The following is a 12,303-nucleotide window of genomic DNA, read 5'->3' as shown; positions in this document are numbered from 1 at the left end:
CTCGCCGGGGCGGGGAACGGCAGCGGGGCCCTGGCCGAAAGGAGGCGACGGTCGCCGTCCGCCCGGGTCCGGCGCGGACCGCGACCGGCTCCGGCCCGGCCGCGCGCCCCGGAGCCACGCGAGCCCCCGGCGGCCCGCCACCTCACCGCCCCCTGTGGTGGCCGGGGCCGGCCGGAGACCGGCGCCTTGCCGAGCGAGGTGGCGTGCCAGGCGGTGCGGTCGCCGGGGACCGTCAGGCGGCCACCGGGTCGCCCGGCGGGACCGCCGCGGCCGCCGCGCTCAGCGCGTCGAGGACCGGCCGGAACAGCGGGTGGTCCTCGGCGCCGCGGCGGACGGCGGCGAAGACCCGGCGGGTCGCCGCGACACCGTCGACGGGCCGCACCGCGACCTGCGTGAGATCGGTGTCGCGCAGCGCCGAACGCGGCACCAGCGCCACCCCCGCCCCGGCACCGGCGAGCGTGACGACGGCCCGGAAGTCGTCGGACGAGTGCGCCAGCTCCGGGCGGAAACCCGCGTATTCGCAGGCCAGGACCATCACGTCATGGCAGGGGTTGCCCGGGTACGGGCCGATCCACGGGTCCTCGGCGAGCGCCGCCACCGGTACCGCCGCGGCGTGCGCGAGACGGTGGTCGCGCGGCAGCACCGCGTCGAACGGCTCGGCGTACAGCGGGACGCGCACCAGCCGCCGGTCCGCCGCGCTCGGCGCGCCGCGGTACTCGACGGCGACGGCGACATCGGCGCGCCCGTCGAGCACCATCGGCAGACTCTCGTCGCCCTCCGCGTCCCGCACCCGTACGACGATGCCCGGCGCGGCGGCGCGCAGCGTGGTGATGGCCGGGGCCACCACCACGCCGATGCCGGTGGCGAACGCGGCGACCGTGACCTCGCCCGCCGCGCCGCTGGTGTACGCCGCGACCTCCGCCTCGGCGCGCTCCAGCTCCGCGAGGACCGCCCCGGCGTGCCGCAGCAGGATCGCGCCGACCGGGGTGAGGCGTGCCCCCCGGTGGTCGCGGGCGAGGACCTTGTGGCCGGTCTCCTGCTCCAGCGCCGCGATCTGCTGGGAGACTGCGGAGGGCGTCAGGTACAGCGCCGCGGCTGCCGCGGTCACCGTGCGGTGGTCGGCCACCGCCTGGAGGGTGCGCAGCCGTCGTGCATCGATCACGGCACCGATTCTGCCAGGCGGGTCACTCCGCCGGAGCGGCCAGGGCCTCGCGGGCCTCGACGAAGGCGTCCACCGCGCGGTGCACGTCCGCGGTCGAGTGCGCGGCGGAGAGCTGGACGCGGATCCGGGCGGCGCCGTGCGGCACCACCGGGTACGAGAAACCGATGACGTAGACGCCGCGCTCCAGGAGGAGTTCGGCCATCCGGGCCGCCTCGGCCGCATCGCCGATCATGACGGGGGCGATGGGGTGGTCGCCCGGCAGCAGGTCGAAGCCCTCCTCGGTCATCCGGGAGCGGAACAGCGCGGTGTTCGCGGCGAGCTTCTCGCGCAGGTCACCGGCGGACTCCAGCAGGTCGAGGACCTTGAGGGAGGCGGCGGCGATGACCGGCGCCAGGCTGTTGGAGAACAGGTAGGGCCGGGAGCGCTGGCGCAGCAGGGCGACGATCTCGGCGCGGGCGGCGACATAGCCGCCGGAGGCGCCGCCGAGGGCCTTGCCGAGGGTCCCGGTGAGGATGTCGACGCGGTCCAGGACACCGTGCAGCTCCGGGGTGCCGCGGCCACCGTCGCCGACGAAGCCGACGGCGTGCGAGTCGTCGACCATCACCATCGCGTCGTAGCGGTCGGCGAGGTCGCAGATCTCCCGCAGCGGCGCGACATGGCCGTCCATGGAGAAGACGCCGTCGGTGACGACGAGGCGGCGGCGGGCGCCCGCGGCTTCCTTCAGCTGCGTCTCCAGTTCGGCGAGGTCGCGGTTGGCGTAGCGGAAGCGGCGGGCCTTCGACAGGCGGATGCCGTCGATGATGGAGGCGTGGTTGAGGGCGTCGGAGATGACCGCGTCCTCCGGGCCGAGGAGCGTTTCGAAGACGCCGCCGTTGGCGTCGAAGCAGGACGAGTAGAGGATCGTGTCCTCCTGGCCGAGGAACGCCGACAGTCGCGCCTCCAGCTCCTTGTGCACCTCCTGCGTCCCGCAGATGAAGCGGACGGAGGCCATGCCGTAGCCCCAGCGGTCCAGGGCGTCGCGGGCGGCGGCGATCACCTCGGGGTGGTCGGCGAGGCCGAGGTAGTTGTTGGCGCAGAAGTTGAGCACATCGCCGGGGCGGCCTTCCCCAAGCTCTCGGCTTCGCGCGAGCAGGGGAGACCCCACTGCGGTGACCTGCACGCTCGCGGACTGCGGGGTGGAGATGACGCGCTCGGGCTTGTGCAGTCCGGCGCTGCGGATCTCGTCGAGGTCGGCGCGCAGGCCGTCGCGTACGGAGTCGAACATGTCCAGTCCTTCGGGGTCGGGTACCGGGGCACGGAGGGGACGGTGGGGGCGGGGCCCGCCCGGCGGACGGCCGGGCCGCTCGGCGGGAGAACGGGAGGTCAGGCGGGAGAACCGGAGGTCAGACGGGAGAACCGGAGGTCAGGCGGGAGAACCGGAGGTCAGGCGGTCCAGTCGAGGATGACCTTGCCGCCGCGGCCGCTCGCCGCATCGGCGAACGCCGCCTCGTGGTCACGGTGGCCGTACCGGCCGGTGATCACGGGCGCGAGGTCGAGGCCGCCTTCGAGCAGCACCGACATCGCGTACCAGGTCTCGAACATCTCGCGGCCGTAGATGCCCTTGAGGGTGATCATCGAGGTGACGATGCGGGCCCAGTCGACGGGGAACTCGTCGGCGGGCAGACCGAGCATGGCGATGCGGCCGCCGTTGGTCATGTTGGCGATCATGTCGCGCAGCGCCTCGGGGCGGCCGGACATCTCCAGGCCGATGTCGAAGCCCTCGCGCAGCCCGACCTCCCGCTGGCCGTCGGCGACCGTCGCGCCCGCCACGTTCAGCGCGAGGCTGACGCCGATCTTCCGGGCCAGCTCCAGGCGTTCCTCGCTGACGTCGGTGATCACGACGTTGCGGGCACCGGCGTGCCGGGCGACGGCCGCCGCCATCAGCCCGATCGGCCCGGCGCCGGTGATCAACACGTCCTCGCCGACCAGCGGGAACGACAGCGCGGTGTGCACGGCGTTGCCGAACGGGTCGAAGATCGCGGCGACATCGAGGTCGACGGGCACCCGGTGCACCCACACGTTGGAGGCGGGCAGCGCGACGTACTCGGCGAACGCGCCGTCCCGTCCGACGCCGAGACCGACGGTGGCGCGGCACAGGTGGCGGCGCCCGGCCAGGCAGTTGCGGCACTTCCCGCACACCAGGTGGCCCTCGCCGCTGACCCGGTCACCGACGGCGATGTCGGCGACGTCCCGGCCGGTCTCCACGACCTCGCCGACGAACTCGTGGCCGACGATCAGCGGCGCGGCAACGGCCTGCTGCGCCCAGCCGTCCCAGTCGCGGATGTGCAGGTCGGTGCCGCAGATGCCGGTGCGCAACACCTTGATCAGCACATCGCCCGGCCCGACGGCCGGCTCCGGGACGTCCCGCAGCCGCAGCCCGGGCTCAGCCTTCTCCTTGACCAGCGCTTTCACCGAGGCGCCTCCTGTGCCGGTGACGGGCCCGGGCGCACCGTGAAGCGGCGGATCCGGGCAGGAAAAACCGGCACACGGCGGCGAACGCGGAGACCCGCGGCCGCTCGTGGCCGGACGCCTCACAATCTGCCGTCCGGTGGGCGCCGCGTCCATCGATCATTTCTTAAGCCGGGCAACAGAAGCGCTTCATCCGCCCCACCCGGCACACGGGTCCCGCGTCAGCGGGGCACTCCGGCGCGGCATCCTCGTCGGGCAGCGGACGCAGCGCCCCCACGACCGCGCCGATGCACACCTCGCGGGGTTCGGTACGGGTGCAGCTCTCCTCGGTGAGCCGGTCGACGCAGAGCACCTGGACGAAGCGGGGAACGGCTGCGCGCCTGAGCCGGGAGACGGGACGGGGCACCCGGCGAGGGCGGTCCTGCGCCGGGCAACGGGAAGCGGGGCCGGTACCCGCGTCCGGTGGCGGGGACCGGCGCCCTCGTCAGGAAGCCGGTCCGGCGTGCGGGTCGCCTCTCGCGTCAGCCGGCCAGGGCCTCGCCGTCGCCCTCCGGTGACCGGGACGGTTCGCGGCCGCTGCCCGGCTCCGCGTTCGGCCGGCCATCCGTACCGTCCGGGCCGCGCCGGTGCCGCGCGCCGCCTCCGGCCGCCTCCCCCGGGTCCGGCGCCGAACGGTCATCGAGAACGATGGTCAGCGGGGACCCGTCGGACGCGAGGACGGTCAGGGCCTGTTCGATGCGGAGGTAGAGCGTGGTGGCGAGCGGCAGGTCCCCGTCGCCGTCGTCATCGGCGGTCCGGATCCGGAAGAGGCTGATCAGCATCGCGATCAGGGAACGCCCCGACACCACGGCCGAGACCCGCCCCGCCCCCTCGTCGATGACCTCCGGCGGCATCCGGAAATGCCGGTGCCGCCCGGCGGTGGCGGAGACGAACTCCCATACGTCGCGGTGGCAGAAGAGCACCGTCGACGACACCCGCGCCGCCTGGAGCAGCAGGCGACGATGGGCCGTGCCGTCGGCGGGGGCGACAGCGGTGGACTCGGGGGCGGCGAGCGGGGTCACGGTCGCGTCCGGGGCGCTCTCGGGAGCCGCTTCCCCCTCCCCCGCCGTACGCTCGGCGATGCCGACCACGACCTCGCGCAGGGACGCCATCTCCTTCGCCAACTCACCGTATTTCACGGCGAGTTCACTCTCCTCCTGGCGCTCCCGCCGTTCCTCACGCGCGCGGGCGAGCTCGTCCTGCAAGGGCGCCACCGCCTCCTTCAGCACATCGGCGAGGGCGGCCCGCGGGGACGGGATCAGGGAGGCTTCCTGAGTGATGACGGCGGGCGCGGCGGGGACGGCGCCTGGGGTGGACGGTCCCGGAATCCCCCCGCAGACGGCCTCCGTCCCGGGAGCCGCTACGGATACGCGCGCCCTCTCACCGGGGCGATCGGCGGTCCCGTCATCGCCGCCCGGGTGCCCGGTACCGGCGTCGGCATCAGCCTCGGCACGCCCGCCACCTCCCGCAGACGAATCGGCCGCCCCCGCCTCGGCACTCGCCTGGCGATTCGCCTTCATGGACGGCCCCGGCTCGGCCGTCCGCAGCTTCACCAGCTCCTCATGAAGATCACCGAGCAGCCCCGTCAAGCTCTTCACGTCCTCCCCCAACGAACCGAGGGCGGCCGTCACTTCCCCCTGCACATCCACCGTCGAGGACGGGCCCGCCTCCTCGGCCTTCGCCTTCAGGGAGCCGACGTTCCGCCCGACGGCACGCAGCTCCTCACGCACACCGGACAGCGCCTTCAGTGTGGCCTCCCCTTGCGCCACGCCGTCCAGCTTCGCCAGCACCTCCTTGTGCGCCAGCTCCCGTCCGGTCGCCAGTCGCTCCACCCCCTTGCCCAGGGTGTCCCGTACGTCGTTCCCGGTGTGCACGACCGTGGTGTGCAGCATGGTCAACGCCTGGGTGATGTCTCCGCCCCTCAAGGCCAAGCCCTCCTCGCCTTTTCTTACGTTGCGTATGCGGCCAATCTCCCTCCGTACTCTCCTGTACGGCCGCCCGAGGCGAGGGCGGATCGGGGCAACTGCGCTGGTCAACGACATGATCGCGCCCCGATTGGCGTGATCGGCACCGGCGCGGGGGGCGCACACGGACGGATCGCGGGGACGGGCGGGCGCCTGAGACGGACGCGGGCGGGGGCCGCGGCGCACGGGCCCCTCCACGGCGGCAGGCGGGGTACGGGCCCGACGGCGGACCGGACGGCGTACGGCGGACCGGACGGTGTACGGCGGGCTCCGGCCCTCGGTGGAGTCCGTTACGCCGCCCCGCTCGCGGAGGTGCGGCAGTCCGGGTGGCCCCAGCCGTCCGGGTTCTTGGCGATGGTTTCGCCCGCGGCGTACGAGCGGCCGCAGCGGCAGCGGCCGGGGAACTTCGCCTTCAGCGTCCGGGACGCGCCGCCCCCGGAGCCGCGCGTGCGGGTGGCGCCGCCGCTGCGGCGGACCGGCTTGGTGCGGGCAGCGGCGGGCGAGGACGGTGGCGGTTCCGGGGATCCCTGCGCGCTGCCCGCGGGCTCCTGGTCGGTCGCGGCGCGGCTCGCGGCGCGGTCGGCGAAGTCGTTGAGCCGGTCGCCGTCCACCTGGTGCGCGGGGACGTAGCGGAACGTGACGGAGCGGTCGGTCAGCAGCACGTCGATGCGCACCACCAGCTCCTGGTTGGCGACCGGCTTGCCCGCGGCGGTCTTCCAGCCCTTGCGCTTCCAGCCGGGCAGCCAGGTCGTGACCGCCTTCATCGCGTACTGCGAGTCCATCCGGATTTCGAGCGGGACCTCCGGGTCGGCGTGGGTCAGCAGCCGCTCCAGGGCGGTCAGCTCGGCGACGTTGTTGGTCGCCGTGCCCAGCGGTCCGGCCTCCCATACGGCCGGGTCGCCGGCTTCGTCGGCGATGACCCAGGCCCAGCCCGCCGGTCCCGGATTTCCTTTCGACGCCCCGTCACACGCGGCGATAACGCGTTCAGCCATGCCCCGATCATCCCAGGCCGACGGGATGCCGGACGCCACGCCCCCGCCCGCGGCCCGCACCGTGACTCAGCGCGCCGGGCCGGTGGCAGGACGCCAGGGCCAGCCGTGGCGCGCGTCCTGTCCATGGGACCGTGGCGTCCGCCCGTACCGTTCGGCGGCGTGGCGGGCGCCGTCCGGGACGCCCGGTCATACCGGTACGGCACCGGGCCGGGCCCGCCGGGAAGGGCGCCCCCTACGGGTGGAAGGTCTCCGACAGGCGGGGCGGCGCGGCCTGTTGCCAGGAGTCGGCCAGGATGTCCCGGAGTTCGCTCTCGTCCTCCAGGGCGGCGAGCCGGACCCGTACCCAGTGGGAGCCGGCCTCGTGCGGCGGGACCCAGAACTTCTCCGGCTCCGCCGCGATCAGCTCCGCGCGCTCGTGCATCGGGCAGCGGACGGCGAACGACGTCTCGTCGTCCGGCACGGTGACGAACATCTTCCCGGCGACCCGGAAGGTCGGCATCCCCCACGCCAGCCGCTCCTCCGTCCCGGGGAACGAGAGCGCGATACGGCGTACGTCGTCGGAGTCGGGCTGGCCCTGGGCGTCGGTCATGCCCCGAGGTTACGAGGGCGGCGCGGGCGCGCGCACGACGGGAGGCCGGCGCCCGCGCGGGTGGCGTACGGGCCCCGGAACGGGTCCAGTTGTCCGCAGGTGGACCGGGCCGCGGCCGCGCGCACCGGCCTAGCGTGACGGTGAACCGAAGAATGGAGCCCTGATGCACCCTCGTCTCGCCGACGACCTGTCCGACCTTCCCGCCCTGCTGGAGGCCGCGCGGGAACGCGCCGTGGCCTTCTTGGACGGGCTGCCCGAGCGCCCGGTGGTCCCGGTCTGGCAGGCGCCGCCGGAGGCACCGCTGCCGGAGTACGGGACGGGGCTGCGGGACGCGCTGGCCGAGTTCGGGGACCACTGGGAGCCGGGGCTGTCGGCGAGCGCGGGGCCGCGGTACCTCGGGTTCGTGACGGGCGGGGCGACGCCCGCGGCGCTGGCCGGTGACTGGCTGACCGCCACCGCCGACCAGAACTCCAACACCTCGTTGGACGGCGCGGGCCAGCTGTTGGAGCGGCGCACCGTGGGCTGGCTGCGGGAGCTGTTCGGCCTGTCGGACGCGCACACGGGGACGTTCGTGAGCGGGGCGACGATGTCGAACACCGTCGGCCTCGCGGTGGCCCGCGAATGGCTCGGGGAACGGCGCGGCGTCTCCCCGGCGCGCAGCGGTGCGGCGGCGCTCGGCCCCGTACGGGTGCTGTCGGGGGCCGCGCACTCGAGCGCGGCCAAGGGACTGTCCATGCTGGGGCTCGGGCGGGACGCGCTGGTGCCGGTGGCGACGCTGCCGGGGCGGGAGGCCGTCGATGTCGGTGCGCTGGAGCGGGAGTTGGCACGGCAGGACGGGCCGTGTGTCGTCGTGGCGAACGCCGGGACCGTCAACACCGTCGACTTCGACGATCTGACGGCCGTCGCCGCGCTGCGCGACCGCTACGGCTTCTGGCTGCACGTCGACGCCGCGTTCGGTGCCTTCGCCGCCCTCTCCCCCGCGTCGGCGCATCTGGTGGCCGGGCTGGATCTGGCGGACTCGGTCTGCGTGGACCTGCACAAGTGGCTCAATGTGCCGTATGACAGCGCGGTGCAGTTCACCCGGCGGCCGGATCTGCAGGCAGAGGTGTTCCGCAACGCCGCGGCGTACCTGGGGCCGCTGGGCGCGGAGCCGGACCTCGTCCATCTGACGCCGGAGAACTCGCACCGCCTGCGGGCGCTCGCCACGTGGTTCACCCTGCGGGCCTACGGGCGGGACGGGTACCGGGAGATCGTCGAACGGTGCGTGGCCGGGGCCCGGACGCTGGGGCGGGCGGTGGACGCGGCGCCGGGGCTGCGGCTGCTGGCGCCGGTGCGGCTGAACGTCGTCTGCTTCACGCTGACCGGCGAACCGACGGCCCAGCGGCTGCGGACGCTCGCGGACGCGGTCTCCCCCGAGGTCTTCGTGACGCCGACGGTGTACGACGGAACCCCCGCGCTGCGGGCCGCCTTCAGCAACTGGCGCACCGGCGAGGCGGATGTGACCCGCATCGCGGCCGCACTGGAGGCGGCGGCCCGAAAGCTCTCGGACCAGGAGGCATAACCACACTGCCCTCCGGCGGAGGTACGCGCCTCGTCGGCGCCACACCCCGGAGAGGGCCCGCACCCCGGCCCGGCGGCGCACCCCGCCGGGCCGGCGGCGTGCCTGGAGCGTGGCGTCGAGGGCGGCATCGGTGGTCATGCTTCCGACCGTAGCGCCCGGGTCTGACAACGTTGTTCGGCCCGGGACGGCGGCCGGGCGGTGATCGGTGGGCGCCGCGAGAGGCTAGACTTGCTGGATACAAGCAATATGCCGGGTCGGCCGATGTGCGCCGACGCACTTCGCAAGGATTCATCATGAGCAAGGGGACGGTCCCCCCTGACGGCCGCACGGACGAGCGGGTCACGGCCTCCTCCGGACTGGACGTGGCAGCCGCCGGACTGGGATCGGAAATCGTGCGGTTCACGCGCCTCATCGCGGCGTGGAAGCAGCGCGCGAAGAACGACGCGAGCGCCGCCGACCGCGTGCTGCTGGCCCGGCTGGTGCTCGGTGGCGACCGACGGGCGACCGATCTGGCCGCCGATGCGTTCCTGGACCTGTCGACGGTCAGCCGTCAGGTACGGGCGCTGGTCGACCGGGGACTCGTCGAACGGCGGCCGGACCCGGACGACCGGCGGGGCACGCTGCTGAGCGCCACCCCGTCCGGCCGGGACACCTTCGAGCACTACCGGCGTCAGCGCGACGCCGAACTGGCCAGGCTGCTGGAGCCATGGACGCCGCAGGACCGGGCGGACCTGATCCGGCTGCTGGGCCGCCTCAACAACGACTTGGTGGAACACCAACACGCGCGACCGTGCTCCGGGGGAGACCAGGGCAGCGCCGCGCAACAGGGAGAGCACAGCGCATGAGCACATCCACCTCCCCACCCACGGCGGGGGCCATGGAGATACCGGGGACAGGTGTCCTCACCCACCGTCAGATCCTGACCATCCTCAGCGGACTCATGCTGGGGATGTTCCTGGCGGCGCTCGACCAGACCATCGTCAGTACGTCCATCCGGACCATCGCCGACGACCTGCACGGACTGAGCCAGCAGGCGTGGGCGACCACCGCGTACCTCATCACCTCGACGATCTCCACACCGCTCTACGGCAAGCTGTCCGACCTGCACGGCCGTAAGCCGTACTACCTGACGGCGATCAGCGTCTTCGTCGCCGGTTCGGTGGCGTGCACGTTCTCCACCTCGATGACCGAACTCGCGGCGTTCCGCGCGGTGCAGGGCCTGGGCGCGGGCGGTCTGATGTCGCTGGCGCTGGCCATCATCGGCGACGTCGTACCGCCCCGCGAACGGGCCCGCTACCAGGGCTACATGCTGGGTACCTTCGCCACCTCCAGCGTGGCGGGCCCGCTGATCGGCGGCGCGCTGGCCGGGCAGGAGCACCTGCTGGGCATCACCGGCTGGCGCTGGGTGTTCCTGGTGAACGTGCCGATCGGCATCATCGCGCTGTTCGTCGTCGCGAAGGTCCTCAACATCCCGCACACGCGGCGCGACCACCGCATCGACTGGTGGGGCGCGCTGACCATCGCGGTCGGCGTCGTCCCGCTGCTGCTCGTCGCCGAACAGGGCCGTGAGTGGGGCTGGGGCTCGAACACCTCGATCGCCTGCTATGTCATCGGCGGCGTCGGCATCATCGCGTGGATCTTCGTCGAGCGGTGGATCGGGGACGATGCGCTGATCCCGATGCGGCTCTTCCGCAACAGCACGTTCAGCATGACGAGCCTGCTGTCCGTGCTGATCGGTATGGGGATGTTCGGCGGGATGCTGATGATCCCGCAGTACCTCCAGATCGTGAAGGGCGCGAGCCCCACCCGCTCGGGCCTGGAGATGCTGCCGCTGATGGCGGGCATGCTGATCGCTTCCGTCGCGTCCGGCCAGATCACCTCGAAGACCGGCCGCTACAAGATCTTCCCGATCATCGGTACGGCGCTGATGGTCGCGGCGATGCTGCTGTTCCACTTCCAGGTGCAGTGGGACACCGCGCTGTGGGAGACGATGCTCTACATGCTCGTCTTCGGCCTGGGGCTGGGCGGTTGCATGCAGACGCTGGTGCTGGCGGTGCAGAACGCCGTGCCGCCGCGGGACATGGGCGTGGCGACCGCGTCGTCGACGTTCTTCCGGCAGATGGGCGCCACCGCCGGTACCGCGATCTTCCTGTCGGTGCTGTTCAGCACCGTCGGCGACAAGATCGCGGACGCGTTCGGCTCGGCCGTGCGGAGCGAGCAGTTCCAGGCGGCGCTGCACGACCCGGCCGTCCTCCGGGACCCGGCCAACAAGCCGGTCCTCGACATGCTCAAGGCGCCCGGTGGCGGCGGGAACTCCTCCGGTGTGCTCAGCGACTCGTCGTTCATCCAGCATCTGGACCCGCGGCTGGCCGAGCCGTTCAAGCGCGGCTTCGCCGACTCGATGCACACGGTCTTCCTGATGGGCGCGATCGTCGTCGCGGTGGCGTTCCTGCTGGTGCTGTTCATCAAGGAGGTGCCGCTGCGGCAGATCTCCGGTCTGCAGGCGCGCGCCCAGGCCGACGCGGAGGCCGCCGGAACCGCCGGCGAGGCCGGATCGGGCAAGGGCGCCGACGGCAGCACGGAAGCCGAGGCCACCGCCGCGCAGGCGCCGCCCGTCGAGTCCGCGCCCGTGGACGTGTCGGGCCCCTGTGTCGAGGGCACCGTGCACGACGGCGGCGGCGCCCCGGTGGCGCAGGCCGTGGTCACGCTGATCGATGTCGGTGGGCGGCAGTTGGGCCGTACCGCCACCGGGGACGACGGCCGCTACGTGCTGGCCGTGCCGGGCGCCGGGACGTATGTCCTGATCGGCTCGGCGGGCGCCCGGCAGCCGCAGGCGGCGACGGTCGTGGTGACGGACGAGCCGGTGCGGTTCGATCTGGCGCTCGGCGGCACGGCCGGACTCTCCGGAGAGGTCGTCGCGGATCTGGACAGCGCTCCGCTGCCGGGCGCGCTGGTGGTCGCCACGGATGTCCGCGGTGAGGTCGTGGCGTCCGGTATCGCCGGTGCGGACGGCGGCTTCGCCTTCGGGGAGCTGGCGCAGGGCGGCTACACCCTCGCGGTCAGCGCCGAGGGGCACCGCCCGGCCGCCCTCCCGGTGGAGGTCACGCCCGGCGGCCGCAACCGCTACGAGATCCGGCTGTCGCCCGGCGCCCGCATCCGGGGCACGGTGCGGTCCACGCACCACGGCCCGCTGGGCGACGCCCGGGTGACGCTGCTGGACCCCGCGGGCAATGTCGTGGGGACGGCGACGACCGGCGGTGACGGCGCGTACGCCTTCACCGACCTCGACCAGGGCACCTACACGGTGATCGCCAGCGGTTATCCGCCGGTCGCCGCGCCGCTGCGGGTGGACACCGACGGGCGCACCGAGTTGGACATCGACCTCGGTCACGACGCGGTCGGCTGACCGGCCGCCGACGGGACTCCGGGCCCGGCTCCTCCTGAAGGGGCCGGGCCCTTTCCTGTCCACGGCCCTGCGCCCCCCGAACCGCGACGCGCGGCGACACCCCTCACCCTCCGCATTCCTCCATCGACACGCAAACCACACG

At 73.5% G+C, this 12,303-nt stretch carries 10 protein-coding genes; 3 read left to right on the top strand and 7 right to left on the bottom strand.

Annotation, left to right across the window (positions count from 1 at the left end):
* Window positions 1-232: 232 nt before the first annotated feature.
* The 7 genes from ACFWWQ_RS13135 to ACFWWQ_RS13105 all read right to left on the bottom strand — a co-directional run bounded on the left by ACFWWQ_RS13135 (window position 233) and on the right by ACFWWQ_RS13105 (window position 7,194).
* Complete coding sequence (locus tag ACFWWQ_RS13135; RefSeq protein ID WP_384594763.1) at window positions 233-1,162, bottom strand: LysR substrate-binding domain-containing protein; 930 nt, start codon at window positions 1,160-1,162, stop codon at window positions 233-235.
* A gap of 22 nt (window positions 1,163-1,184) precedes the next feature.
* A complete protein-coding gene (locus ACFWWQ_RS13130; protein WP_384594760.1) occupies window positions 1,185-2,426 on the bottom strand; it encodes a glycine C-acetyltransferase in 1,242 nt (413 codons plus the stop codon).
* 158 nt (window positions 2,427-2,584) lie between these two features.
* A complete protein-coding gene (gene tdh / locus ACFWWQ_RS13125) occupies window positions 2,585-3,613 on the bottom strand; it encodes an L-threonine 3-dehydrogenase (protein WP_384594757.1) in 1,029 nt (342 codons plus the stop codon).
* 163 nt (window positions 3,614-3,776) lie between these two features.
* Entirely contained in the window at window positions 3,777-4,016 is a 240-nt protein-coding gene (locus ACFWWQ_RS13120) for a hypothetical protein (RefSeq protein WP_384594754.1), read from the bottom strand.
* Between the two features lie 115 nt (window positions 4,017-4,131).
* A complete protein-coding gene (locus tag ACFWWQ_RS13115) occupies window positions 4,132-5,574 on the bottom strand; it encodes a hypothetical protein (RefSeq protein ID WP_384594751.1) in 1,443 nt (480 codons plus the stop codon).
* Window positions 5,575-5,903: 329 nt separating this feature from the next.
* Window positions 5,904-6,605: a ribonuclease H gene (locus ACFWWQ_RS13110; protein ID WP_384594748.1), complete on the bottom strand. Its 702-nt coding sequence runs from the start codon at window positions 6,603-6,605 to the stop codon at window positions 5,904-5,906.
* Window positions 6,606-6,837: 232 nt separating this feature from the next.
* The gene (locus ACFWWQ_RS13105; RefSeq protein ID WP_384594745.1) at window positions 6,838-7,194 is read right to left on the bottom strand and encodes an MmcQ/YjbR family DNA-binding protein; all 357 of its coding nucleotides are present in this window, start codon (window positions 7,192-7,194) and stop codon (window positions 6,838-6,840) included.
* Between the two features lie 163 nt (window positions 7,195-7,357).
* Between ACFWWQ_RS13105 and ACFWWQ_RS13100 the strand changes: the two genes are divergently transcribed.
* The 3 genes from ACFWWQ_RS13100 to ACFWWQ_RS13090 all read left to right on the top strand — a co-directional run bounded on the left by ACFWWQ_RS13100 (window position 7,358) and on the right by ACFWWQ_RS13090 (window position 12,161).
* The gene (locus tag ACFWWQ_RS13100; protein WP_384594742.1) at window positions 7,358-8,755 is read left to right on the top strand and encodes a pyridoxal phosphate-dependent decarboxylase family protein; all 1,398 of its coding nucleotides are present in this window, start codon (window positions 7,358-7,360) and stop codon (window positions 8,753-8,755) included.
* Between the two features lie 293 nt (window positions 8,756-9,048).
* A complete protein-coding gene (locus ACFWWQ_RS13095; protein WP_384594739.1) occupies window positions 9,049-9,600 on the top strand; it encodes a MarR family winged helix-turn-helix transcriptional regulator in 552 nt (183 codons plus the stop codon).
* A complete protein-coding gene (locus tag ACFWWQ_RS13090) occupies window positions 9,597-12,161 on the top strand; it encodes an MFS transporter (RefSeq protein WP_384594736.1) in 2,565 nt (854 codons plus the stop codon). The genes ACFWWQ_RS13095 and ACFWWQ_RS13090 overlap by 4 nt, the downstream gene beginning before the upstream one ends.
* Window positions 12,162-12,303 lie beyond the last annotated feature (142 nt).

Origin of the sequence: Streptomyces sp. NPDC059080, assembly GCF_042739975.1 — a bacterium.
GTDB classification, from domain to species: domain Bacteria; phylum Actinomycetota; class Actinomycetes; order Streptomycetales; family Streptomycetaceae; genus Streptomyces; species Streptomyces benahoarensis.
The sequence above is the reverse complement of the archived record's forward strand: the minus strand, read 5'-3'. Positions and strand labels throughout refer to the sequence as shown.

Coding starts and splice junctions, on each gene's coding strand:
- ACFWWQ_RS13130 (WP_384594760.1), bottom strand. CDS start 2,426: ATGTTCGACTCCGTACGCGACGGCCTGCGCGCCGACCTCGACGAGATC.
- ACFWWQ_RS13110 (WP_384594748.1), bottom strand. CDS start 6,605: ATGGCTGAACGCGTTATCGCCGCGTGTGACGGGGCGTCGAAAGGAAAT.
- ACFWWQ_RS13105 (WP_384594745.1), bottom strand. CDS start 7,194: ATGACCGACGCCCAGGGCCAGCCCGACTCCGACGACGTACGCCGTATC.
- ACFWWQ_RS13100 (WP_384594742.1), top strand. CDS start 7,358: ATGCACCCTCGTCTCGCCGACGACCTGTCCGACCTTCCCGCCCTGCTG.
- ACFWWQ_RS13095 (WP_384594739.1), top strand. CDS start 9,049: ATGAGCAAGGGGACGGTCCCCCCTGACGGCCGCACGGACGAGCGGGTC.
- ACFWWQ_RS13090 (WP_384594736.1), top strand. CDS start 9,597: ATGAGCACATCCACCTCCCCACCCACGGCGGGGGCCATGGAGATACCG.